Source organism: Pseudoxanthomonas sp. 3HH-4 (assembly GCF_006716465.1).
Classification (GTDB): domain Bacteria; phylum Pseudomonadota; class Gammaproteobacteria; order Xanthomonadales; family Xanthomonadaceae; genus Pseudoxanthomonas_A.
The window spans coordinates 1513564-1537552 of record NZ_VFPB01000001.1; the positions used below are offsets into that span (position 1 = coordinate 1513564).

General features: G+C 66.1%; 17 protein-coding genes and 5 tRNA genes. 14 read left to right on the forward strand and 8 right to left on the reverse strand.

Annotation, left to right across the window (positions count from 1 at the left end; all coding sequences use genetic code 11):
• Positions 1–186 precede the first annotated feature (186 nt).
• The 7 genes from FB548_RS06930 to FB548_RS06960 form a co-directional block, all read right to left on the reverse strand.
• Entirely contained in the window at positions 187–1155 is a 969-nt protein-coding gene (locus tag FB548_RS06930; protein WP_142123967.1) for an aldo/keto reductase, read from the reverse strand.
• 51 nt (positions 1156–1206) lie between these two features.
• On the reverse strand, positions 1207–2463 hold the full coding sequence (locus FB548_RS06935; RefSeq protein ID WP_142123968.1) for an EAL domain-containing protein: 1257 nt from the start codon (positions 2461–2463) through the stop codon (positions 1207–1209).
• Positions 2464–2630: 167 nt separating this feature from the next.
• The gene (gene ppx / locus FB548_RS06940; protein WP_142123969.1) at positions 2631–4160 is read right to left on the reverse strand and encodes an exopolyphosphatase; all 1530 of its coding nucleotides are present in this window, start codon (positions 4158–4160) and stop codon (positions 2631–2633) included.
• A 71-nt stretch (positions 4161–4231) separates the two neighbouring features.
• A complete protein-coding gene (gene ppk1 / locus FB548_RS06945; protein ID WP_142123970.1) occupies positions 4232–6319 on the reverse strand; it encodes a polyphosphate kinase 1 in 2088 nt (695 codons plus the stop codon).
• A complete protein-coding gene (gene phoR / locus FB548_RS06950) occupies positions 6316–7656 on the reverse strand; it encodes a phosphate regulon sensor histidine kinase PhoR (RefSeq protein WP_142123971.1) in 1341 nt (446 codons plus the stop codon). The genes ppk1 and phoR overlap by 4 nt, the downstream gene beginning before the upstream one ends.
• Positions 7657–7970: 314 nt before the next feature.
• Complete coding sequence (phoB, locus tag FB548_RS06955; RefSeq protein ID WP_142123972.1) at positions 7971–8660, reverse strand: phosphate regulon transcriptional regulator PhoB; 690 nt, start codon at positions 8658–8660, stop codon at positions 7971–7973.
• A gap of 100 nt (positions 8661–8760) precedes the next feature.
• Positions 8761–10401, reverse strand: a complete 1641-nt coding sequence (locus FB548_RS06960) for a M48 family metalloprotease (protein WP_142123973.1) — start codon at positions 10399–10401, stop codon at positions 8761–8763.
• A gap of 188 nt (positions 10402–10589) precedes the next feature.
• Here FB548_RS06960 and grxC point away from each other — a divergent pair, with 188 nt between their 5' ends.
• The 5 genes from grxC (at position 10590) to FB548_RS06985 (ending at position 15978) form a co-directional block, all read left to right on the forward strand.
• Complete coding sequence (gene grxC, locus FB548_RS06965) at positions 10590–10880, forward strand: glutaredoxin 3 (RefSeq protein WP_255470346.1); 291 nt, start codon at positions 10590–10592, stop codon at positions 10878–10880.
• On the forward strand, positions 10877–11269 hold the full coding sequence (locus tag FB548_RS06970) for a carboxymuconolactone decarboxylase family protein (RefSeq protein WP_142123975.1): 393 nt from the start codon (positions 10877–10879) through the stop codon (positions 11267–11269). The genes grxC and FB548_RS06970 overlap by 4 nt, the downstream gene beginning before the upstream one ends.
• Before the next feature lie 309 nt (positions 11270–11578).
• Positions 11579–12586, forward strand: a complete 1008-nt coding sequence (locus FB548_RS06975; protein WP_142123976.1) for an isocitrate dehydrogenase — start codon at positions 11579–11581, stop codon at positions 12584–12586.
• A 111-nt stretch (positions 12587–12697) separates the two neighbouring features.
• The gene (locus FB548_RS06980; protein ID WP_221625916.1) at positions 12698–14515 is read left to right on the forward strand and encodes a sodium:solute symporter family protein; all 1818 of its coding nucleotides are present in this window, start codon (positions 12698–12700) and stop codon (positions 14513–14515) included.
• 113 nt (positions 14516–14628) lie between these two features.
• A complete protein-coding gene (locus FB548_RS06985; protein ID WP_142123978.1) occupies positions 14629–15978 on the forward strand; it encodes a Na+/H+ antiporter NhaC family protein in 1350 nt (449 codons plus the stop codon).
• A 45-nt stretch (positions 15979–16023) separates the two neighbouring features.
• Here the strand turns inward: FB548_RS06985 and FB548_RS06990 are convergent, their stop codons facing one another.
• The gene (locus tag FB548_RS06990) at positions 16024–16788 is read right to left on the reverse strand and encodes a Bax inhibitor-1/YccA family protein (RefSeq protein ID WP_304654050.1); all 765 of its coding nucleotides are present in this window, start codon (positions 16786–16788) and stop codon (positions 16024–16026) included.
• A 148-nt stretch (positions 16789–16936) separates the two neighbouring features.
• On the opposite strand from FB548_RS06990, the gene FB548_RS06995 reads away from it, so the two are divergent.
• From FB548_RS06995 to lon, 9 genes are all read left to right on the forward strand, one after another.
• Positions 16937–17013: transfer RNA gene (locus FB548_RS06995), tRNA-Pro, on the forward strand.
• 56 nt (positions 17014–17069) lie between these two features.
• Positions 17070–17146, forward strand: a tRNA-Arg gene (locus FB548_RS07000).
• A gap of 36 nt (positions 17147–17182) precedes the next feature.
• Positions 17183–17259: transfer RNA gene (locus tag FB548_RS07005), tRNA-His, on the forward strand.
• 74 nt (positions 17260–17333) lie between these two features.
• Positions 17334–17409: transfer RNA gene (locus FB548_RS07010), tRNA-Lys, on the forward strand.
• A gap of 78 nt (positions 17410–17487) precedes the next feature.
• Positions 17488–17573, forward strand: a tRNA-Leu gene (locus tag FB548_RS07015).
• A gap of 237 nt (positions 17574–17810) precedes the next feature.
• Positions 17811–19103: a trigger factor gene (tig, locus tag FB548_RS07020; protein WP_142123979.1), complete on the forward strand. Its 1293-nt coding sequence runs from the start codon at positions 17811–17813 to the stop codon at positions 19101–19103.
• A gap of 76 nt (positions 19104–19179) precedes the next feature.
• Positions 19180–19806 (forward strand): ATP-dependent Clp endopeptidase proteolytic subunit ClpP, encoded by a 627-nt coding sequence (gene clpP, locus FB548_RS07025; RefSeq protein ID WP_142123980.1) that lies wholly within the window; start codon positions 19180–19182, stop codon positions 19804–19806.
• Positions 19807–19933: 127 nt separating this feature from the next.
• Entirely contained in the window at positions 19934–21217 is a 1284-nt protein-coding gene (clpX, locus tag FB548_RS07030; protein WP_142123981.1) for an ATP-dependent Clp protease ATP-binding subunit ClpX, read from the forward strand.
• 183 nt (positions 21218–21400) lie between these two features.
• Positions 21401–23857 (forward strand): endopeptidase La, encoded by a 2457-nt coding sequence (lon, locus tag FB548_RS07035; RefSeq protein WP_142123982.1) that lies wholly within the window; start codon positions 21401–21403, stop codon positions 23855–23857.
• The last annotated feature ends 132 nt before the right edge of the window (positions 23858–23989 follow it).

The following is a 23989-nucleotide window of genomic DNA, read 5'->3' on the forward strand; positions in this document are numbered from 1 at the left end:
CGTATGTTCTCGTGGCCGTTGATCAGGTCAACCTCGAACTCGACCGCCTTGCAATGGCAGGTTCCCTTGACGGTCCGCTGAGTGATCACCGCTGCGCTCTCTTTGTCGGCTGGCCGGCGGATCCGCCGTGATGCGGCATCATAAGCGCGGACTGCCGCGGGTAGACAGGTGGGACCAGGGACTGCTTCAGGGCATGCGTTCGCCGCGCGCCGCGGTGAACAATGCGTACCAATCTTCCCGACTCAGCTCGATGCCGTCGGCCGCGCAACACGTTGCCAGGCGAACCGGGTCGGTGGTGCCGACGATGGGTTGGATGCCGGCGGGGTGGCGCAGCAGCCAGGCGAGCTGGATGGCCTCCGGGGTGACATTTTTTTCTTCCGCCAGTTGGCGAAGCAGCGTCGAGGTGTTGCGGACCACCGGATCGGCGAACTCCGAAGCGGTCGCGAACTTGCCGCCTGCCAGGGGTGACCACGCCTGCACTCGGATATCGTGCAGGCGACAGTAGTCCAGCGTGCCGGCCGCTGCCGCGTAGGCATGGCCGGTGGTGTTGGCCAGCACGCCGTCGTCGATCAAGTGATGGTGCAGCAGGCTGACCTCCACCTGGTTGGCAACCAGCGGCTGCCGCACATGCTTGCGCAGCAGCGCGATCTGTCCGGCCGTGTGGTTGCTCACACCGAAATGACGCACCTTGCCGGCAGCATGCAGGTCATCGAACGCGCGTGCGACCTCTTCGGGCTCGACCAGCGCATCCGGACGGTGCAGGAGCAGGACATCCAGGTGCTCCACGCCCAGTCGCGTGAGGCTGCCATGGGCGGATGCGACGATGTGCGCATGACTGAAGTCGTAGCGTCCCGGCGTGCCCGGCGGATCGTCGGCGAAGCGGATGCCGCACTTCGACTGCAGCACCATGTGCTGGCGCAGGCCGGGTGAGGCACGCAGTACGTCGCCGAACACCTGTTCGGACTTGCCGCGGGCGTAGATGTCGGCATGGTCGAACAGGGTGATGCCATGGGCCAGTGCAGTTTCGACCAGACGCTGTGCCAAGCGGCGTTCGTCGGTGGTCACTGGCGTGCCGTCCCACGCGCGGCTCAGCTGCATGCAGCCGTAGCCGATGCGGGATACCGGCAGGTCTTGGGCGAGGAGAAAGGTCTTCATCATGTGCGTGCGGAGGGGCGAGGCGGCATCATGCCAGAGCGTCGTCGCGCGTCAGTTGCGCTGGCGCTCGGCCACGAGTTTCTGCGCCAGTGCCTCGACCTCCAGTGGCCGCGCCAGGTGATAGCCCTGCACATCATCCACGCCGAGCGCCTGCAATGCGGCCAGTTCCGAGGCGGTCTCCACGCCTTCGGCGACCACGCGGGACTGGGTCTGGCGGGCGAACTCGATCAGTGCCGCGGCCAGCGCACGCCGTGGTGAATCGGTGTCGATGTCGCGGGTGAGGCTGAGGTCGAGCTTGATGATGTCCGGATGGATGGCCAGCACGTGCCGCATGCTGGCGTAGCCGGCGCCGGCATCGTCCACTGCCACGCGCACACCGGCCTCGCGGAGCGGTACCAGGCGTTCGTTGAGCAGCGTGTAGTCGTCGACCAGCGAATGTTCGGTTATTTCCAGCACCACGCGATGCGGGTCCAGGTCGTCGATGTAGCCGTCGATGCCACCACTGATGATCGTCTGCGGCGAAACGTTCAACGCCACGTAGAAGTCGCCATGGACATGGCGGAGGCCATCCAGTGCCGACAGGATGGCGTTGAGTTCCAGGCGCACGCCCAGGCCGATCTCGCTGGCTTCGGCGAACCACACATCCGGCGGGCGGCGCGGTTCCAGGTCGAAGCGCGACAGGCACTCCACGCCGATGATTCGGCGCTCGCTGCTGCGGTAGATGGGCTGGTACACCATGTGCGGCTGGCCCAGTTCCAGCACCGAGGTGATGCGCTCCACCTTCTCCTCGTGTTCCTGCACGGCATCCAGGTCGCCGTCGATCTGGTAGGCCAGCAGGTCGGCGAAGGCGCGCATCATGTGCAGGTCACGCTGGCCCAGCGAGAGGTTGGGCGACAGGCTGAAGCAGCAGAAGGTGCCGTAGACGCGTCCGTCGCGCAGCTGGATGGGAACGCTGATGTGTGCGCCGATCGGGAGGTCGCGCGTTTCGGGCACGCGCTCCAGCAATGGAATGGCGGCGGTGTCGGGAATCAGCTGCGGGATGCTGCCTTCGACCACTCGCATGCAGTAGCCCTCGTCGAGGGGGCTGGAGTCGCCGGGCAGGATGGGCGCGCGGTCGAGCCGCGTGGCGACATGGCGGAATACGCGATGACGGCCGTGGAACTCGCTTACGAAGGCCACGTCCATGTCGAGATGGCGGCGGACGGCATCCAGCAGGCGGTCCACGTTGCGGCTGATGGACACGGCCCCCGGGCCTCCTTCCAGCCAGGCGTCGGACAAGGCTGCGTCGGAACTGCTTCGATCGATCACGGCTTCCTCCTGAATGCACGTACGCGACGAATCATGGCCGTCGGAAGGGCTCCCGCCGCAAGGGCGGACGGGAAGGATGGCGTGGGAGAAAAGGGATGGGCCACGCCGCGAATCCGGGGCGGGTCCGAGTGTAACCTCAAGTCACACTTCAGCGGTGCGTCGGCCGTTCACGCCACGAAGGGCTTGAACGCCACGCCCAGGCCCTGCATGTCTTCGGGTTCGCCGACGAGGTCCGAGCGCAGCAGCGGGCGTGCGTCGATCCATTTCTTGCTGACCACCAGGTCGAGACGGTCGCCGTTCGCGGTCAGGTCCAGGCGCGGGATGGCTTCGGCATCGTGCGAGCGGTGCAGCAGCACCGCCAGACGCAGCAGCGCGGCCTTGCGCTTGGCGCTCAGCAGCAGACGGTCGGGCAGGGCGTCGAAGGCCATTTTCGGCACGCCACGCCGGTGGGTGCGCACCAGCGCGGACAACACCTGCTGCTCCTGGCGCGAGAAGCCTTCTATGTCGGAATGCTCCAGCAGGTAGGCTCCGTGCACGTGGTACTGGCTGTGCGCGATGGCCAGGCCGATCTCGTGCAGGCGCGCGGCCCAGCCGAGCATCCTTGCGTCGTCGTCGTCCAGGCTCCAGCTCTGCTCCACCTGTTCGAACAGGCGCATCGCGGTGGCTTCCACGCGCGCGGCCTGGAATTCGTCGATGCCGTAACGCTGCATCAGCGCCGCCGTGGAAAGATCGCGCGGATCGTTGTCGCTGCCGCGCCCGAGCATGTCGAACAGGATGCCTTCGCGCATGGCGGCCTTGCTGACCATGAGGCGCTGCAGTCCCAACGCCTCGAAGGCCGCCTCCAGCACCAGCACGCCGCCGGCGATGATCGGGCGGCGGTCGCTGGACAGGCCGGGCAGGTCGATGTCTTCGATGCGATCGGCCTGCAGCAGTTTGTCGCGCACCTGTGGCAGCGCTTCGGCGGTCACCGCGCCTTTGGTCAGCTTCATCGCCGCGCAGATGTCGCCGATGGCCTTGTTGGTGCCGGATGAGCCGATGGCTTCCTGCCAGCCCAGGTTGCGGTACAGGCCGGCAAACTGCTGGAACTCGGCGCCGATCTCGGTGAGCGCTTCCTTCCAGCGCTTGCGCGAGAGCTTGCCGCCGGGGAAGAAGCGCCGTGTGCTGGCGATGCAGCCCGCCTGCAGGCTTTCGCGTTCCAGCGTTTCGAAGCCACGGCCGATGATGAATTCCGTCGAGCCGCCGCCGATGTCGATCACCAGCCGGCGCTGGCTGGATTTCGGCGGCTGCGCGTGCGCGACGCCAAGGTAGATCAGGCGCGCTTCTTCACGGCCCGAGACCACTTCGACGGGTTTGCCGAGTGCAGCTTCCGCAGCGACCAGGAAATCCTGCGGGTCGCGCAGTTGCCGCACGGTATTGGTGGCCAGCGCGCGCACGCGCGCGGCGGGGATGTCGCGGATGCGCTGGCCGAAGCGCGACAGGCAATCGAGGGCACGCTGGCGGGCAGCGGCGGAGAGTCCGCCCTTGCCATCCAGGCCGTCGGCCATGCGCACGGTCTCGCGCAGCCGGTCAACCACGCGCAGCTGCCCCAGCAGTGAGCGCGCCACCACCATGTGGAAGCTGTTGGACCCCAGGTCGATCGCGGCCAGCAGGTCCCCGTCCTGGAGCGGCGGGGAGGTGGAAGAGGTCAGGGGCGCCATGCGATCAGTTTAACGGGTGCGGGCATGCAATGTGTCGGCGCGATGGTGCGACGCTGGGTCGCGTTGTCGCATCACACCTTCGCCAGCAGCGTACCCTGGGCCGAGTGCGGCGCGTCATCGCCCGGCGTCAGCTTGACGTAGCTTCCGTCCACTTGCAGTTCCCACGCGTTGCAGTTGTCGTCCAGGTAGTTCTGCAGGCCATCCTTGAACACGCGCGCGGCGAGCTCCTTGTCGAGGATCGGGAAGCAGGTCTCCACGCGGTGCAGCAGGTTGCGTTCCAGCCAGTCGGCGCTGGCGCAATACAGTTCGGGCGAGCCGTCGTTGCCGAACCAGTAGATGCGGCTGTGCTCGAGGAAGCGCCCGACGATGGACCGCACGCGGATGTTGTCGGAGATGCCGGGCACGCCGGGGCGCAGGGCACACGCGCCGCGCACGATCAGGTCGATCTGCACGCCTGCCTGCGACGCTGCATACAGGGCGCGGATGATGCGGGGTTCGTTGATGGCATTGATCTTGGCGATGATGCGCGCAGGCTTGCCGGCCTTCGCGAGCTTGGCTTCGCGTTCGATCTTCTTGATCAGGCCCGGGTGCAGGGTGAAGGGTGATTGCAGCAGGCGCTTGAGCTTGGTGGTGGGGGCCAGGCCCGACAGCTGCTGGAACAGCAGGTGCACATCGGTGCCGATATCCGGGTCGCTGGTCAGCAGGCCGATGTCGGTATACGCACGCGCCGTGCCGCTGTGGTAGTTGCCTGTGCCCAGGTGCACGTAACGGCGCAGCTTGCGGCCTTCCCGGCGCACGATCAGCAGCATCTTGGCGTGGGTCTTGTAGCCCACCACGCCATAGACGACCTGCGCACCGGCTTCCTGCAGCTTGTCCGCCACGCCGAGGTTGGCGTCCTCGTCGAAGCGTGCGCGCAGTTCCACCACCACGGTGACGTCCTTGCCGTTGCGCGCGGCCTGCACCAGGGCCTCGACCAGGGCCGAGTCCTTGCCGGTACGGTACAGCGTCTGCTTGATAGCCAGCACATCAGGATCGACGGCGGCCTGCTTGATCACTTCCAGCACGGCCGCGAACGAATCGAACGGGTGGTGCAGCAGCACGTCGCCGTCGGCGACCTTCTCGAAAATCGCATCGCTGTCGCGCAGCGTGCGCGGGGTGAATGCCGGGTACTTCAGCTCCGGACGCTGCACCAGGTCATAGACCTGGATCACGCGGTTGAGGTTGACCGGGCCGTTGATCGGGTAAACCGCATGTTCCGGCAGGGCGAAGTTCTGCAGCAGCTGACGCACGATGGGCTTGGGGCAATCATGCGCGATCTCCAGCCGCACGGCCGGCCGGTAGCCGCGGCCGACCAGCTCGTCGCGCAGGGCCAGCGCCAGGTTCTCCACTTCCTCTTCGTCGACCACGACCTCGGAGTTGCGGGTCACGCGGAACTGGTACGAACCCTTGACCTCCATGCCCGGGAACAACTCATCGACGAACACCGACAGTACAGACGACAGCAGGACGAAATCGTTCTCGCCGCCGGACACGCGCTGCGGCAGGTGGATGATGCGCGGCAGCGAGCGCGGCGCGCGGACGATGGCGAGGTGGCCGGCACGGCCGAACGCATCCTTGCCCTTCAGCACCACCACGATATTGAGCGACTTGTTGAGGATCTTGGGGAAGGGATGCGCCGGGTCCAGGCCCAGCGGCGACAGCACCGGCATGATCTCGTTGCGGAAGTAGGCGCGCAACCAGCGCTTCTGGCGCGCGTTCCAGCTGTCGCGACCGAACACGCGGACGCCGGCTTCGGCCAGGCCGGGGCGCAGCACGTCGTTCCAGCACTTGTACTGCGCATCCACCAGTTCGGCGGCGCGATCGTGGATCTTGTTGAGCACGGTGGCCGGGCTCATGCCGTCCGCGCCTGGCGGCAGGCCGAAGTCCAGCGCATGGCGCACGGTGGCCGCGCGGATCTCGAAGAACTCGTCCAGATTGGTGCACGAGATGCACAGGAAGCGCAGGCGCTCCAGCAGCGGCACCGACGGATCCTGGGCCTGCGCCAGCACGCGGAAGTTGAAATCCAGCTGGGACAGTTCGCGGTTGAGGTAGAGCGCCGGGTCGCGCAGCGCGTCTTCGCCGGTCGCGGGGGCAGGCGTCGTGTCCAGGGCGGCGTTCATGCGGTCTGGCTGTCCGTGATGATGGGGGTGGGGGCGTCGAGCCGCGGCTCCACGCGTTCGGCACCGAAATGGATGGAGAACAGGCTGCCTTGGCCCACCTCGCTTTCGATTTCGAGGCGGGCCTGGTGCAGGTTAAGCACATGCTTGACGATCGACAGGCCGAGGCCGGTGCCGCCGCTTTCGCGCGAGCGGCTGGTGGACACGCGGTAGAAGCGCTCGGTGATGCGCGGCAGGTGCGAGGTGGGGATGCCGTAGCCGGTATCGCGCACGCTCAGCACGGCGCCGTCGCCCTCGCGCGCGAAGCGCACGGTGATCGTGCCGCCGACCGGTGTGTAGCGCACCGCATTGCTGACCAGGTTGGAGAACGCGCTGTGCAGTTCCTTGTTGGAGCCGGACAGGTCGACGTTCGCCTCGTCCTGCATGACGATGGTGTGGCGTCGCTGGCTGAGGGCCTCGGCTTCGCGCCGCAGCGTGGCCAGCATCGGCGCCATGGCCACGTTCTCGTCGGGCAGGCTGTCCTGCGCTTCCAGCCGGGACAGCGTCAGCAGGTCTTCCACCAGTTGCGTCATGCGCTGCGACTGCTTCTGCATTTCCGACAGCATCGGCGCCCAGTCCGGATATTCGGTGGGCTCCAGCATGTCCAGGTAACCATGCACGACGGTCAAGGGCGTGCGGAGTTCATGCGAGACGTTGGCGACGAAATCACGGCGCATCTGCTCCAGCCGCAACATCTTGCTGACGTCGCGCGCCACCAGCAGCCAGTATTCGTCGGAGTAGGGAATCAGCCGCAGGTTGAGGCGCAGGTTCGGGTCCACCGGCGAGGCGGCGTCCAGCATCGGTTCGGCGTTGCGGCCGGCGGCCAGCCAGTGCGACATCGGCAACGGCTGCAGGCGATCACCGATCGGGGCGCCGATGTCCGTCGGGTACTGCAGGCCGAGCAGGCTGGTGGCGGCCTTGTTGAACCACTGCACGCGCTGGCTGTTGCGTTCCACCACCACGACGGCATCCGGCAGCGCGGCGGCGGCGGCGCGGTAGGCACGAAGCATGTCGAGCAGGCGGCGCTTGCGGGTGCGCATCTCGGCCTGGCCGCGGAACAGCAGGCGGTCGAGTTCGTTCCACACGCCCCGGCCTTGAGCCGGCTCCAGGCGCTGGCGGGCGGTCAGCCGCAGCAGCACCTTGCGCAGGCGCCAGTAGTGCCACGCGACCACGCCCAGCGCCGCCATGGTCACGATCGGCCACACGTGGCCGACCAGCAGACCCACGACCACGGCCAGCGCCAGGATCAGCGCCAGCTGGCCGAGCGTCTTGAACCAGGCGGAACGGATGTCGTGGGGCATGGGGCGATTGTAGGCAGATGTGTATGACAGGAGGGATTGGACTGCAGGGGGCGTGATGGATACAGGGATCGGAGGATGGTCAGCCGGCGCGCGATGGGCCGTGCGGGCAGGGGTCCGTCGTCATCCCGGTGAAGGCCGGGATCCATGTCGCTCTTGGTGCTGCTTGCGTTGTTCCAGATCAGGAACAGCGGCGAACGCAAAATGGATCCCAGCCTTCGCTGGGACGACGGAAGTGGGGCGGCGGGTCTTCCTCACATCCCCACAGCGATGGGAAAAGATGCGTTCACACCGGATGTCCGGACCCGCCGGAATCCTCACATCGAGGCCGAAAAGCGATAGCCGGAACCGCGCACGGTCTGCACCATGTTCTCCAGGCCATGCGGCTCCAGGGTCTTGCGCAGGCGCCGGATATGCACGTCGACCGTGCGTTCCTCGACGTACACGCTGCCACCCCAGACATGGTCCAGCAGCTGCGTGCGCGAGTAGACGCGCTCGGGGTGGGTCATGAAGAAGTGCAGCAGGCGGTATTCGGTGGGGCCGATGGCGACCGGCGTGTCGCCGGCGAACACGCGGTGGGCGGCACCGTCGATGCGCAGGTTGCCCACCGCGACGCTGCCGTCTTCATCGTCGTCGCGCGAGCGGCGCATCACCGCGCGGATGCGGGCCAGCAGCTCACGTGCGGAGAACGGCTTGACCACGTAATCGTCGACGCCGGCTTCCAGGCCGCCGACGCGATCGTTCTCTTCGCCGCGAGCGGTGAGCATGATGATCGGCACGTCGCGGGTCATCGCGTCCTTGCGCCAGCGGCGGGCCAGTTCCAGCCCGCTGGTGCCGGGCAGCATCCAGTCCAGCAGGATCAGGTCCGGTACGCGGTCGGCGATGGCGTTCTGGGCCTCGCGGGCGTCACCGGCATGGATGGGTTCGTACTCGCCCTTGCGCAGGGCGAACGCCACCATGTCGCGGATGGCGGGCTCGTCGTCGACGATCAGGATGTGCTTCTGCACGCAGGATCCGGTGGGCGAGGGGGACCGTGCCAGTAGACGACAATTTTATGACGTTTACATGACATGCCGTCGGAGTGTCACAAGGCGCCCCGGGGCGGGCTCAGCGGCGTTCGACGTCGGGGTCGCGGATGCCCTGGCGACGCAGTTCCAGCACTTCCGGGGTGATGGTGGCGATGCGGGCATCGATCCTGGCGCGGGCGTAGAAATCCAGGTCGCCCTGGTTCTTGAGATTCTGGAGCTGGATCAAGGCCTGTTCCGGCCGGCCATTCAGATAGGCGGCCTCGGCATAGGCTTCACCGGCGCGGGCGGTGTCGCCTGCCAGTTCGTTGGCCCTGGCGAAGTGCTGCTGGAACACCGGATCGTCGCCCGCGCGCGCCATCAGCGGGCGCAGGATGGCTTGCGAGCGCTGCCCGGCCTCGCGCCCGCCCTGTTCGTTCAGCACCTTCGCGTAGGTCAGGACCGCCGGACGGTTCTGCGGCAATCGCTGCAACAAGGCGTCGAAGCGACGATTGGCCGCCGCCGGGTCGCCGGTGCGCGATTCCGCCTCGCCCAACGCCAGCGTTATCCAGAGGTTGTCGGGATGTTCGTCGTCCAGGCGGCGCAACTCCGTCAACGCGGTCCTGCTGTCGCCGCCCTGCAGATGGGCGATGGCCAGTCCGTAGCGCTGGGATGCCGTCAACGGCTTGCCGGCCTGCCGGCGCAGGGTTTCGTACTCCCGTACGGCGGCAGAGGGCGTGCTGGCGCTGAGTGCCCGCAGGCGCTCGCGCGCCCAGTCGAACTGGCCGGTGTCGCCGCGCTGGAAAACCTGGGTGGGCAGGGTCACAGGGATGGGCAGCAACGGGTTGTCGCTGCGGGATTCCGGCAGTGTTACGCCACGCCGGTCGAAGCGTTCAACGTGCTCGCCACCGGGAACGCGGGTGGTCGCGGTGATCTGGTCGCCACGCAACTGGTCGGCGCGCTGGCGGGCCTCGCTGATGCGCGTGGTGGTGACCGGGTGGGTCTGCAGGTAGTCCGGCACCTGTTCGCGCCCGCTGCCGCGGCTGGCGCGGGTGGCCTGCTGGAGTTTGGCGAAGAAGCCGGCCATGGCGTCGATGTCGTAGCCGGCCCGGGACAGGGTGCGGATGCCGACACGGTCGGCCTCGGATTCGTTGGAGCGGGTGTAGTCGATCTGGCGCTGCTGCATCAGGCCCATGGCCGAGGCGATCGCCGCCTGTGACGCATCGCCGCTGGAACTTCCGCCCGCCGCCTGGGCCAGCACGATGGCCCCCAGCATGCCCAGCAGGATCGGAACCTGATCGCGTTGCGCCCGTTCCACGCCGCGCAGCACGTGTTGCTGGGTCACATGGGCGATTTCGTGGGAGAGCACGGCCGCCATCTCGTCTTCGCGGTCCGCTGTCAGCACCAGCCCGGCATTCATGCCGATGTAGCCACCCAGCGTGGCGAAGGCATTGATCTGCCGGTCGCGCATCATGAAGAACGTGTACGCCTGCTGCGGGTTGTCGCTGTCGGCGCCCAGCCGGCTGCCCACGGTCTGCAGCCAGTCCGTGATCAGCGGGTCTTCCAGCAGATAGCCGTAGTTGCGCAGTTCGCGCAGCATCATGCCGCCGTACTCGGCCTGGCGTGCCGGCGTGAGCAGTTCGCCCGCGGACGAGCCGATGTCAGGCAGTCGGGTGTCCTGGGAGGCTGCCAGCGGCGCCGCGAGGGCCAGGGTCAGGGCGGTGGCAAGCAGGATGGGGCGCAAACGATGGCTCCGTGGCGGATAATGGGTAGCCGGGGCAGGATGACGGGTCGCTGATCCGGGCGAGTGAATACGTGGTTAACCGGACCAGTACCGGTCCGCACTGTTCCATGCCACCGGCTGTAACCCGCCCCCGTCGACCCGATATTGGTTGGGACCCCAGCATGTCCCTTTCGTTCCGGAGAACTCCCTTGAGCGACACCCCGCAAGGCGCCACCACGCCCGAGATCACCCTCTACAGCACCGCAATCTGCCCTTACTGCGTGGCGGCCAAGAACTTCCTCAAGAGCAAGGGCCAGACCTGGACCGAAGTGCGCATCGACCTTGACGCCGACGCACGCGAGAAGATGATCGCCAAGGCCAGGCGCACCAGCGTGCCGCAGATCTTCGTCGGCGAGACCCATGTAGGCGGCTACGACGACATGATCGCGCTGCACCGTGCCGGCAAGCTCGAAGCCCTGCTCGCAGGGGAGGCGGCATGAGCGCGGCCGACGACAGCCAGGACCGCGTGAAGGCATTCACCGAATTCCGGCAGCGGTTGAACAAGCGCATCCTGGACGAGCCCAACCAGGTCGTCCGCCGCTTCTTCGCACTGGACACGCAGACCTACCAGGCAGGCGCGCTGGACGTGAAGACGAAGGAACTGCTGGGCCTGGTGGCCTCGATGGTCCTGCGTTGCGACGACTGCATCAGCTACCACGTCGCCCAGTGCAAGGAGGCCGGAGTGACGCGCGAGGAATTCTTCGAGACGTTCTCGGTGGGCCTGGTGGTGGGGGGCTCCATCGTCATCCCGCACCTGCGCCGGGCGGTGGATTTCCTCGACCAGTTGGAAGGCGGGCAGGCTGACGCGCCGCCGGCGCACGACCACTGAAGCCCAGCGAAGGCGGCGCAGGACCATCCCCTATCCGTGACTCCTCCGTCGTTCCAGCGAAGGCTGCGACCCATCTTGATCTTTGCCTTCCGTCTTGCTTTGCGAAGGATGAGCAGAAGCGACATGGATCCCGGCGTTCGCTGTGATGATCACTCCGGTGGCGTGCCGCCGGTGCCCGGCAGGCCGATCTCCGACCATGGTCGATTAGGGGACTTGCCGGCCGTTCGGGCATAATTGGCGGACAAATCTTCCTTTTCGCGCCCGCTGCGGCTCCGCCCGGCGCGTGCCCCTGTTCGGAAACCCCACTCAATGACCCAGACGATTACGGTCATCCGCGGCGACGGTATCGGCCCGGAGATCATGGACGCCACCCTGTACGTACTCGACGTGATGAAGGTCGGCCTGACGTACGAAGAAGCCGATGCCGGCCTGGTTGCGCTGGAAAAGCACGGCGACCTGCTGCCCCAGGCCACGCTGGATTCCATCCGCAGGAACGGTGTGGCGCTGAAAAGCCCGCTGACCACGCCGGTGGGCGAGGGTTTCAGCTCGATCAACGTGGCCCTGCGCCGCCATTTCGACCTGTACGCCAACGTGCGTCCGGCGAAGTCGTTCCCGAACACCAAGTCGCGCTTCCCGACCGGCGTGGACCTGATCACCGTGCGCGAGAACACCGAAGGCGCCTATATCGGTGAAGGCCAGTCGATCTCGGAAGACGGCGAAACCGCGCTGCTGACGCAGAAGATCACCCGCAAGGGCTCCGAGCGCATCGTGCGCTACGCCTACGAGCTGGCCCGCAAGACCGGCCGCAAGAAGGTCACCATCGTCCACAAGGCGAACATCCTGAAGACCACCTCGGGCCTGTTCCTGAAGGTGGCGCGCGAAGTGGCTGCGCTGTACCCCGAGATCCAGACCAACGAGATGATCGTGGACAACACCTGCATGCAGCTGGTGATGCGTCCGGAGCAGTTCGACATCATCGTCACCACCAACCTGTTCGGCGACATCATCTCCGACCTGTGCGCAGGCCTCGTGGGCGGCCTGGGCCTGGCCCCGGGCGCCAACATCGGCGTCGACGCGGCGATCTTCGAAGCCGTGCACGGTTCGGCGCCGGATATCGCCGGCAAGGGCGTGGCCAATCCTTGCGCACTGCTGTTGGGCGCCGCGCAGATGCTGGACCACTTGGGCCAGCCGGAGAAAGCCGAGCGCCTGCGCGCCGCGATCATCGCCACGCTGGAGGCCAAGGATTCGCTGACCCCGGACCTGGGCGGCGAGGGCACCACGATGTCGTTCGCCAAGGCGATCGCCAGCCGCGTCTGATCGCTTACGACGCCTTGCCGCGCGGATGCGTGCGGCGAGGCGGGTTGGGTGATCGTCCCCCCTGGGGTATCCTCGACCCCATGTTCCTCATGACGCTTGCCGTCGCGCCCGATGGGATCGCTGGCGGTCATTGACTGGACCATCGTCGCCGCCTATCTGGTGGCGACCCTGCTGGTGGGAGCGTGGGTGTCCCGGTCCGCGGGGCGTTCGCTCGAGTCCTACTTCCTGGCCGACCGCGCATTGCCGTGGTGGTGGCTGGGCACCTCGATGGCCGCGACCACCTTCGCCGCCGATACGCCGCTGGTGGTTTCAGGCCTGGTTGCCAAACATGGCGTGGCAGGCAACTGGTTGTGGTGGTCGTGGGCCATTTCGCACGTGTCGGTCGCCGTGGTGTTCGCCGCGCTGTGGCGGCGCTCGCGCGTCCTCACCGACGCGGAACTGCTGGAGCTGCGCTACTGCGGCCGCTCGGGCGCGTGGTTGCGCGGGTTCAAGGCGGCGTTCTTCGCGATCCTTATCAACGCCATCATCCTGGGCTGGGTGGTGCGCGCGATGGTGAAGATCGCGGCGCCGTTCGTTGACTGGACGGCGTGGCTGAGTGCGGATGCGGTGGCGTCGTTCGCCGCGATCTGGCCGGGTGCGCTGCTGATCGGCACGCCGGGCGACACGCTCACGGTGGTGGTGCTGTTCTGCCTGATCGGTGCCTATTCAAGCCTGGGTGGCATCCGTGGCGTGATCCTGACCGATCTGCTGCAGTTCGGCATGGCGCTGGCCGGTGGCGTGCTGTTCGCATGGTTGGCCGTGGACCATGTGGGTGGACTCGCGGGTCTGCGCGAAGGTCTTGCCCGGCACTACGACGTGCCGCAATTGCTTGCGTTCGTGCCTGCAGCGGATGCCGCGTGGCTGCCGGTGCAGGTATTCCTGGTCTATGTGGCGGTGCAGTGGTGGGCGCAGTACTACAGCGACGGCAGCGGCTACCTGGCGCAGCGGATATTCACCGCGCGCGATGAGCGGCATGCCGTGGGCGGCGCGCTGTGGTTCGCCGTGCTGAACTACGCGGTGCGGAGTTGGCCATGGGTATTGGTGGCGCTGGTGGCGCTGGTGGTTTTCCCGCTTGGCATGGCGGGCGAGGGCGCGGCCGCGATCGTTGCTGCGGATCGCGAGATGGCGTATCCGGTACTGATGGCGCAGTTGTTGCCGGCGGGTGCGCTGGGCCTGCTGTTCGCTTCGCTGTTGGCCGCGTTCATGAGCACGGTGGATACGCACCTCAACTGGGGCGCCAGTTACCTCACCCATGATCTTTATCGGCGCTTCCTGCATCCGGACGCCAGCCAGGCGCGCCTGGTGTGGGTCAGTCGCGTGTCCGTCGCGCTGCTGACGGTCATGGGTGTGTTGGTGGCCTCCCAGATCGATAGCATCGAACAGGCATGGCGCTTCTTCATCGCGTTGGGCGCGGGCCTTGGATTGCCCTCGATGCTGCGCTGGTTCTGGTGGCGGGCCAACGCATGGACCGAGATCGCGGGGATCGTGTCGGCCGTGGTGTCTTCCGTGGTGCTGTACCGTATTTTCCCGCAGGTGCGGGCGGAATATCTGCTGCTGGCCATCGTGGGCATCTCCACCTCCAGCGCGCTGCTGGCGACGTTCCTCACCCCGCCGGTGCCCAGGGAACACCTCGCCGCTTTCACGCGGCGCGTGCGTCCGCCAGGCTGGTGGCGCGATCTTCCGGGTGCGGCGCCCAGGCGCTCGCTCGCATGGTTGGGGCTGGCCTGGCTGGCCGGCAATACCGGCGTGTTCGCGCTGATGTTCGGCATCGGCTCCCTGTTGCTGGGAACGCCCGTGGTTGGCGCAATCCTGCTCATCGTGGGCGGCGCATCGCTTGTGGCCACGTTGTGGAGCAGCGGGCGCTACCGCAAAGCCTCGGGCCTGGACTAACGACGGAGAGGCGCGGGGCAGCGTTCTCTTTTTGTCGGCCGGTGTCCCATCCATGAGGTTGGCCGGTACGATGCCGGCACGCACAATCCGCGGTCCTCGCAGAAGACCCCGCCATGTCCGTCCGTCCCAGCGCCCTGGCGCTGACCCCATTGCTGCTGTTCCTTGCCTTGTTCTTCGGTGCGGGCCTGTATTTCACCGCGCAGGGCGAGGCGATGGGGTTCTATCAGCTGCGCGCGCCCGTGGCGATCCTGCCGGCGCTGGCGCTCGGCGTATGGCTGGCGCGTCGTCGTGGGTTGCCCGCGCAGCAGACACTGCTCGCCGGCATGGGCGACAGCAACGTCATGCTGATGTGCCTGATCTTCCTGCTGGCGGGTGCGTTCGCTACGGTGTCCAAGGCGATCGGCGCGGTCGATGCCGTGGTGGCGCTGGGCCTGGGCGCCTTGCCGGCGAGCCTGATCCTGCCGGGATTGTTCCTGGCGGCGGCATTCGTCTCGCTGTCGATCGGTACCTCGATGGGCACGGTGGCGGCCGTAGTGCCCATCGCATTGGGCGTGGCCGATGCCGCAGGGCTGGACCGGGTGCTCGTGGTCGGCGCGGTGCTGGGCGGCGCCATGTTCGGCGACAACCTGTCGATCATCTCGGACACCACCATCGCCGCCACGCGCAGCCAGGGCGCGGAGATGCGCGACAAGTTCCGTGAGAACTTCAAGATCGCGTTGCCGGCCGCCATCGCAACGCTTGCGGTACTGGCTACGCTGGGCGACGTGGCGCCGGTAGCGGCGCCCGATGCGGCGTCACCCTGGCTGGTGTTGCCCTACGTGCTGGTACTCGGGTTGGCTCTGGCCGGGCTGGACGTGGTGCTGGTATTGGCCATCGGGCTGGTCGCGGCGGGCGTCTTCGGTTTCGTGCTCACGGATGATTACGACGCGGTGTCCTACGTAGGCGATATCTACATGGGCTTCGAGGGCATGGTGGAGATCACGCTCCTGTCCATCCTCATCGGTGGCCTGGCGGCCCTGATCAAGGCCAGCGGAGGCCTGGACTGGCTGGCGCAGGTCATCGCGCGATTCGCGCGGGGGCATACGGGGCGCCGGTCCGGCGAAATCAGCATCGCGGCGCTCGCGGCGGGTACCGACGCGCTGACGGCGAACAACACCGTCGCGATCTTGGTCACCGGGAGCCTTGCCAAGGATATCGCCCAGCGCCACGGCATCAGTCCACGACGGGCGGCGAGCATGCTCGACATCTTCGCCTGCGTGGTGCAAGGCGTGCTGCCCTACGGCGCACAGATCCTGCTGGCGGCCTCACTGGCGGCCGTGTCGCCGCTGGCGCTGGCCGGCAGCGTGCACTACTGCTGGTGGCTGGCGCTGTCGGCGCTGGTGTTCATCGCCTGGTCGACGCGCCGCGCCGCCGCGGTCGCGGTCGCGAACCCAGCGCCACAGGATGAGACGGTCGGCTCATGAAAAAAGGGGCGCCGAGGCGCCCCTTTTCTTTCGGGAGGAATGGAATCAGTCGCGCGACTGCAGTTTCGACAGCAGGCGCAGCAATTCCAGATACAGCCACACCAGCGTGACCATCAGGCCGAACGCGCCATACCACTCCATGTATTTCGGCGCGCCCTGTTCGACGCCGGTTTCGATGAAGTCGAAATCCAGCACCAGGTTCAGCGAAGCGATGACCACGACGAACAGGCTGAAGCCGATGCCGACCAGGCCGGATTCGTGGATCAGCGGGATCTTGATGCCGAAGAAGCCCAGCGCGATGCTCGCCAGGTACACCAGTGCGATGCCGCCGGTAGCGGCGACCACGCCGAGCTTGAAGTTCTCGGTGGCCTTGATCAGGCCGCTGCGGTAGGCGAACAACAGTGCGAACAGGATGCCGAAGGTCAGCATCACCGCCTGCATCACGATGCCGCCGAACTGCGCGTTGTACACCGCGGAGATCGCGCCCAGGAAGAAGCCTTCGACCAGCGCATAGAGTGGCGCGGTGACGGGCGACCAGGTCTTCTTGAAGACGGTGATCAGTGCCAGCACCAGGCCGCCGATGGCGCCGCCCCACATGTACACCGCGAAGCCGGGGGCGGGCAGGCCATCGGGTCCGAGTGCCTGGTTCCACGAGAAAGCCGCCGTCAGCACGGTCAGCAACAACAGGATGCCGGTCTTGTTGATGGTGCCGTTGAGCGTCATCGCCCCGCCGTCGCGCGAGACAACCGCCCCGCTGCCAAGGTCGAGGAAGGTGGATTCCTTCAATGCCGGATTGCCGCTGCGCATCATCGTTCCCTCATGTGGTTGCCGGACGTCTGTCCCCAGTGCCTGAGCATATCGCAAGCAATGGATCATCAGGTTTCGTTTGACAGCAAGGCCGCAGGTTCCGACAATACGCGACCTCGTTGGCGTCCAGACGCCATGCCGGGACCCTCGTCGGGGTATAGCGCAGTCTGGTAGCGCATCTGCTTTGGGAGCAGAGGGTCGGGGGTTCGAATCCCTCTACCCCGACCAGTCTGATGTGCTGCCAGTATGTTCCGGCAGGGCGGGGATGCGACAATCCGGACCGGGCGCCCGTAGCTCAACCGGATAGAGCACCGGCCTTCTAAGCCGGCGGTTACAGGTTCGAGTCCTGTCGGGCGCGCCACTTCCGGTGCGGACCGGAAGGATGCAGGTTTCAGTGGTGGCTGTAGCTCAGCTGGTTAGAGTACTGGATTGTGATTCCAGATGTCGGGGGTTCGAGTCCCCTCAGCCACCCCACTGATCGAGGATCTCCGCACTGCGGGGGTTCACAGAAAAAGAAGATGCGGTTACACTACGTAGCCAGTTTTTCGGGGCCGTTAGCTCAGTTGGTAGAGCAGTTGACTCTTAATCAATAGGTCCAAGGTTCGAATCCTTGACGGCCCACCAAACCCGAAGCGCCCGGTCACCCCGGGCGCTTTTTTTGTTGCCGGCGTGAGCAGGGCGCCGGCTACAATGCAACGACCTGCGAAAGTGGCGGAATTGGTAGACGCACTGGATTTAGGTTCCAGCGGGTAATCCCCGTGAGGGTTCGAGTCCCTCCTTTCGCACCACGCGCCGCCCGCCGAAGGCAGGGGCGGTCACGTGCCGGCCCCTGTCGCGCCGTCGCTCGACCTGGGACTGTTCGGCCGAGCCGCGTCTTCAGCACTGAAACGCCCGCCCCGCTGGCAGCCTGCCCCGGAATCAGCGAAACTAGCAAGTTCCGCCGGGCGGGCCTCGCGCTCATGTCCCAGGCGTCCCGGATTATCAACATCGCCCCGGCTGTGCCGTGGCCGCAGGAGTCAGTGAGTATGCAAGTTTCGGTCGAATCGGTCGGCAACCTCGAACGCCGCATGAGCTTCAGCCTGCCGGCTGAGCGCCTGGACACCCACATCGGCGGTCGCCTGCGCGAACTGTCGCGCACCGCGCGCATCAAGGGCTTCCGCCCCGGCAAGGTGCCGGCCAAGGTCATCGAACAGCGTTATGGCGACCAGGTCCGCGCCGAGGCCCTCGACGGCCTGCTGCGCGAGACGTTCAACAACGCCGTGCGTGAGCAGGAACTGCAGCTGGCCGGCAATCCGCGCATCGAGAAGCAGGGCGAGGGCGAGCTGGATTTCGTGGCCACGTTCGAAGTCGTGCCGGACTTCGGCGACGTCGACGTCTCCAAGCTGACCGTGATCCGCCACGCCGCCGAAGTGACCGATGCCGACATCGACCAGATGGTCGACAACCTGCGAATGCAGCGACGCACGTTCCAGGTGGTCGAGCGCGGCGCGAAGGAAGGCGATCGCGTGGCGCTGGAAACCTGGTCGCAGGCCGGTGACGAGCGCATGCCGGCAGAGGGCATCGAGAAGGGGGCCACGCTGATCGGGTCGGGCGTGATGTTCGGCGAGATCGAACAGGCGCTCGTGGGCCTGGCCAAGGGCGACGAAAAGACGGTGTCGGTCACTTTCCCCGCCGACTGGCGCGTTCCGCCGCTGGCGGGCAAGCAGGTCGACGTACACGTCAAGGTCACCGAGGTGGCCGAGTCGGTGCTGCCCGAGGTGGACCGCGAGTTCATCCGCAGCTTCGGCGTGAAGAGCGGCGACGCCGAGCAGTTCCGGGCGGATATCCGCAGCAACCTCGAGCGCGAGCTCAAGGGTGCCCTGATGACCCGCCTGCGTCGCGAGGTCGGCGAGCAGCTGATCGCCGTCTACTCGCACGTCGAAATGCCGCCGCGCCTGGTCGAGAACGAGGCGCGCGCGATGGTCCAGCAGGCCGCCGAGCAGGCCCGCCGCCAGGGCCAGCAGGTGCAGATCCCGGACAACGCACACGAAGGCTTCCTGGATGCAGCGCGCAAGCGCGTGCTGGTTGGCCTGCTGGTGGGCGAGGTGGCCCGCCGCAACCAGCTGCGCCTGGACCCCAAGCGCCTGAACGAGACGCTGCGCCTGATCGCCTCGACCTACGAGGAGCCGGAGCAGGTCATTGAGTTGTACCGCAACGATCCCCAACTGATGAACAGTCTGCAGGGTCGTGTGATGGAAGAGCAGGTGATCGACTGGATCGCCGAGCGCGCCCAGCACACCGAGCAGACGCTTTCCTTCCAGGAAGCCATCCGCAACTGAGCCGGGCACCCGTCCGGGCAGAAGGTCCGGCTATCCTAGGCCGGACCTTTCCACGAACGACAGGCGCGAAAACCGAATGAGCATCCAAACCCAAGCCCTCAACCTGGTGCCGATGGTGGTCGAACAGACCAGCCGCGGCGAGCGCGCCTACGACATCTATTCCCGCCTGCTGAAGGAACGCGTCATCTTCCTGGTCGGCGGCGTGGACGACCACGTGGCGAACGTCATCGTGGCCCAGATGCTGTTCCTCGAAGCGGAAAATCCCGAGAAGGACATCAGCCTGTACATCAACTCGCCGGGCGGCGTGGTGACGGCGGGCATGGCGATCTACGACACCATGCAGTACATCAAGCCGGACGTCAGCACCATCTGCGTGGGCCAGGCGGCCAGCATGGGCGCGCTGCTGCTGGCATCGGGCGCGAAGGGCAAGCGGTATGCGCTGCCGAACTCGCGCGTGATGATCCACCAGCCGCTGGGTGGCTTCCAGGGCCAGGCGACGGACATCGACATCCATGCCCGCGAGATCCTGACCCTCCGTGCCCGGCTGAACGAAATCCTGGCCAAGCACACCGGGCAGTCGCTGGAGACGATCGAGCGCGACACCGAGCGCGACAACTTCAAGAGCGCGGCCGATGCCCAGGCCTACGGATTGGTCGACCAGGTGCTGGAACGTCGCCCGGACGACTCCATCCAGTCGGCCTGATTCCCCGGATTGCCCGCTTTTACGGCACGAATCCCCTGTTCACGGGCCCGGCTGACACGCCGGGGCCGTGTGCTATTCTCCGACCGCAAGCCCCCGAGGGCAGGTTGAGCGACCGAGTATTACCAGCATGAGCGAAGATCGTCAGGGCCGTTCCGGCGACAGCACCAAAATCCTGTACTGCTCGTTCTGCGGCAAGAGCCAGCACGAGGTGCGCAAGCTGATCGCGGGTCCCAGCGTGTTCATCTGCGATGAATGCGTGGAGCTGTGCAACGACATCATCCGCGAGGAGCTGGAGGAGAAGGCGCAGTCGGCCCGTAGCCACCTGCCCAAGCCGCGCGAGATCCTCGAAGTCCTGGATCAGTACGTGATCGGCCAGAACCGGGCCAAGCGCACGCTGGCGGTGGCGGTCTATAACCACTACAAGCGAATCGAGAGCCGCAGCAAGAACGATGAGGTCGAACTGGCCAAGTCGAACATCCTGCTGGCCGGTCCGACCGGTTCGGGCAAGACCCTGCTGGCCGAGACGCTGGCGCGCCTGCTCAACGTGCCGTTCACCATCGCCGACGCCACCACGCTGACCGAGGCCGGTTACGTGGGCGAGGATGTGGAGAACATCATCCAGAAGCTCCTGCAGAAGTGCGACTACGACGTAGACAAGGCGCAGCAGGGCATCGTGTACATCGACGAGATCGACAAGATCTCGCGCAAGAGCGAGAACCCGTCGATCACCCGCGACGTGTCCGGTGAAGGCGTGCAGCAGGCACTGCTGAAGCTCATCGAAGGCACCGTCGCCAGCGTGCCGCCGCAGGGTGGGCGCAAGCATCCGCAGCAGGAGTTCCTGCAGGTCGATACGAAGAACATCCTGTTCATTTGCGGGGGCGCGTTCGCCGGCTTGGACAAGATCATCCAGCAGCGCAGCACCGAGGCCGGCGGCATCGGGTTCGGCGCCAAGGTGAAGAGTTCCGAGAAGAAGTCGGAAATCGGCAAGGTGCTGTCGGAGGTCGAGCCGGAAGACCTGATCAAGTTCGGCCTGATTCCCGAATTCGTGGGCCGCCTGCCGGTGGTCGCGACGCTGGAGGAACTGGACGAGACCGCGCTGGTCAAGATCCTGACCGAGCCGAAGAACGCCATCACCAAGCAGTTCAAGAAGCTGTTCGAGATGGAGGGCGTGGAACTGGAGTTCCGCGCGGACGCCCTGTCCGCCATCGCCCGCAAGGCGCTCAAGCGGAAGACCGGCGCCCGTGGCCTGCGCACTATCGTCGAGTCGGTGCTGCTGGACACGATGTACGAACTGCCGTCGCTGGAAAACGTCAGCAAGGTGGTCGTGGACGAGTCGGTCATCGAGCACAAGTCCGAGCCGTACCTGATCTACCAGAATCCGCCCGCACCGAAGGTCGCGGCGGCCGAGTGACCGGCCCCGCGAAGCGGTCTACGACAGGCGCCCTAGTGGCGCCTGTTCATTTTCCGCGCGCCGATTCCAACGCACTGCTTTTGTTGCAGTTTCCAGCCCGCTATTGCATCCCGATGCCGATGGCCCCATAACGGCCCCATTGGTGTTTCGATGCCCCGTATTCCGCACTTCGCTGGAGCCCCCATGCCCCGCAATCCCCAGACTGAAACCCTCGACCTGCCGGTCCTGCCGCTACGCGACGTGGTGGTGTTTCCGCACATGGTCATCCCGCTGTTCGTCGGGCGCGACAAATCCATGCGTGCGCTGGAACAGGCGATGGAGGCCGACAAACGCATCATCCTGCTTGCGCAGAAGTCCGCCGAGACCGACGATCCCGCTGCCGCCGACCTGTATACGGTCGGTACCCTGGCACAGGTGCTGCAGTTGCTGAAGTTGCCCGACGGCACGATCAAGGTGCTGGTCGAGGGCACGGCACGCATCAGCGTTTCCCACGTGGACGAACGCGATGGCGCGCTGTATGGGCAGGGCGAGGAGATCGACTCCACCGACGGGCGCGAGCCGCGCGAGATCGAGGCGGTCGCGCGTTCGCTGATGGGCCTGTTCGAGCAGTATGTGAAGACCAACCGCAAACTGCCGCCCGAACTGCTGCAGACGCTGGCAGGCATCGACGAACCCAGCCGGCTGGCCGATACCATCGCCGCACACTTGGGAGTGCGTCTCAGCGACAAGCAGCGCTTGCTGGAGACCATCGAAGTCGGTGAGCGGCTCGAACTGCTGGTCGGTTTCGTCGACGGCGAGATCGACGTGCAGCAGTTGGAGAAGCGCATCCGCGGCCGGGTGAAGTCGCAGATGGAGAAAAGCCAGCGCGAGTACTACCTCAACGAGCAGATGAAGGCCATCCAGAAGGAACTGGGTGAACTCGACGAAGCGCCCAACGAACTGGAGGACCTGGCGCGACGGATCGCCGAGGCGGGCATGCCGAAGCCGGTTGAGACCAAGGCGCGCAACGAGCTCAACAAGCTCAAGCAGATGTCGCCGATGTCGGCCGAAGCCGCCGTCGTGCGCAACTACCTGGACTGGGTGCTGGGTGTACCGTGGAACAAGCGCACCAAGGTCCGCAAGGACCTGAAGGTCGCGCAGGACACGCTCGACGCCGACCACTACGGCCTGGAGAAGGTCAAGGAGCGCATCCTCGAATATCTCGCGGTGCAGTCGCGGGTGAAGAAGCTGCGCGGGCCGATCCTGTGCCTGGTCGGCCCTCCGGGCGTGGGCAAGACCTCGCTGGGCCAGAGCATCGCGAAGGCGACCAATCGCAAGTTCGTCCGCATGTCGCTGGGTGGCGTGCGCGATGAGGCCGAGATCCGCGGGCATCGCCGCACCTACGTGGGTTCGATGCCGGGCCGCATCGTGCAGAACCTCAACAAGACCGGCAGCAAGAACCCACTGTTCGTGCTGGACGAGATCGACAAGATGTCGATGGACTTCCGCGGCGACCCTTCGTCAGCGTTGCTTGAGGTGCTCGATCCCGAACAGAACAACGCGTTCAACGATCACTACCTGGAAGTGGACCTGGACCTGTCCGAGGTGATGTTCGTCGCCACGTCGAACTCGCTGAACATCCCCGGCCCGTTGCTGGACCGCATGGAAGTGATCCGCATCCCGGGATACACCGAGGATGAGAAGGTCAACATCGCGCAGCGTTATCTTGTCCCGAAGCAGCTGAAAGCCAACGGCCTGAAAGCGGACGAGCTGAAGATCGCCGAAAGCGCGATCCGCGACCTTGTCCGTTATTACACCCGCGAATCGGGCGTGCGCAATCTGGAGCGCGAAGTCGCCAAGATCTGCCGCAAGGTGGTGAAGGAGATCGCACTGGGAGGGGCCAAGGCGCTGGCAAAGAAGAAGACCACGAAGGCGACGACGGTGCAGGTCGCGTCGAAGAACCTGGAAAAGTACTCCGGCGTGCGCCGCTACGATTTCGGGCGCGCGGAAGAGCAGAACGAGATCGGCCTGGTGACTGGCCTGGCCTGGACTGAAGTCGGTGGCGATCTGCTCCAGATCGAGGTTGCGCTGGTGCCTGGCAAGGGCGGCATGATGCTGACCGGCCAGCTTGGCGACGTGATGAAGGAATCGGGTTCCGCCGCATTGTCGGTAGTGCGCAGTCGCGCAGCCAGCCTGGGAGTGGATGCTGAATTCCTGCAGAAGCACGACGTGCACCTGCATGTGCCGGATGGCGCCACGCCGAAGGACGGGCCCAGCGCGGGCATCGCGATGGCAACGGCGCTGGTGTCGGCGCTGACGAAGAATCCGGTTCGCGCCAACGTCGCCATGACCGGCGAGATCACGCTGCGGGGACGCGTCACCGCGATCGGGGGCCTGAAGGAGAAGTTGCTCGCGGCGCTGCGTGGCGGCATCACCACCGTGATCATTCCGGACGAGAACAAGAAAGACCTCGCGGATATCCCCGCCAACGTCACCGAGGGTATGAAGATCGTGCCGGTGAAGTGGATCGACGAAGTGCTGGACCTGGCACTGGAGCGCCCGCTGGCGCCGGTGCCCGCCGATGGCGGCGGCGAGCGCACGGTGCCGACGCCGGAGAAGGAAAGCGGCAAGGGGCCGCAACAACCGGACGTGAAGCACTGAACGATGTGACGGATGGTGGCTCGAATCGCCCCGAAACCCGCGTCATTACTAGGTTTTCGGGTTGCGTGGCTTTTTTTGCACTGGTATAACGACGACACCCGCGCGCATGGGGCGATGCCTCACTGCGTGTGG

Excerpts from the sequence above, each read along its gene's own strand:
- FB548_RS06930 (WP_142123967.1), bottom strand. The coding sequence starts at position 1,155 with ATGAAGACCTTTCTCCTCGCCCAAGACCTGCCGGTATCCCGCATCGGC.
- ppx (WP_142123969.1), bottom strand. The coding sequence starts at position 4,160 with ATGGCGCCCCTGACCTCTTCCACCTCCCCGCCGCTCCAGGACGGGGAC.
- ppk1 (WP_142123970.1), bottom strand. The coding sequence starts at position 6,319 with ATGAACGCCGCCCTGGACACGACGCCTGCCCCCGCGACCGGCGAAGAC.
- phoR (WP_142123971.1), bottom strand. The coding sequence starts at position 7,656 with ATGCCCCACGACATCCGTTCCGCCTGGTTCAAGACGCTCGGCCAGCTG.
- FB548_RS06970 (WP_142123975.1), top strand. The coding sequence starts at position 10,877 with ATGAGCGCGGCCGACGACAGCCAGGACCGCGTGAAGGCATTCACCGAA.
- FB548_RS06975 (WP_142123976.1), top strand. The coding sequence starts at position 11,579 with ATGACCCAGACGATTACGGTCATCCGCGGCGACGGTATCGGCCCGGAG.
- FB548_RS06980 (WP_221625916.1), top strand. The coding sequence starts at position 12,698 with ATGGGATCGCTGGCGGTCATTGACTGGACCATCGTCGCCGCCTATCTG.
- FB548_RS06985 (WP_142123978.1), top strand. The coding sequence starts at position 14,629 with ATGTCCGTCCGTCCCAGCGCCCTGGCGCTGACCCCATTGCTGCTGTTC.
- FB548_RS06990 (WP_304654050.1), bottom strand. The coding sequence starts at position 16,788 with ATGATGCGCAGCGGCAATCCGGCATTGAAGGAATCCACCTTCCTCGAC.
- tig (WP_142123979.1), top strand. The coding sequence starts at position 17,811 with ATGCAAGTTTCGGTCGAATCGGTCGGCAACCTCGAACGCCGCATGAGC.
- clpP (WP_142123980.1), top strand. The coding sequence starts at position 19,180 with ATGAGCATCCAAACCCAAGCCCTCAACCTGGTGCCGATGGTGGTCGAA.
- clpX (WP_142123981.1), top strand. The coding sequence starts at position 19,934 with ATGAGCGAAGATCGTCAGGGCCGTTCCGGCGACAGCACCAAAATCCTG.
- lon (WP_142123982.1), top strand. The coding sequence starts at position 21,401 with ATGCCCCGCAATCCCCAGACTGAAACCCTCGACCTGCCGGTCCTGCCG.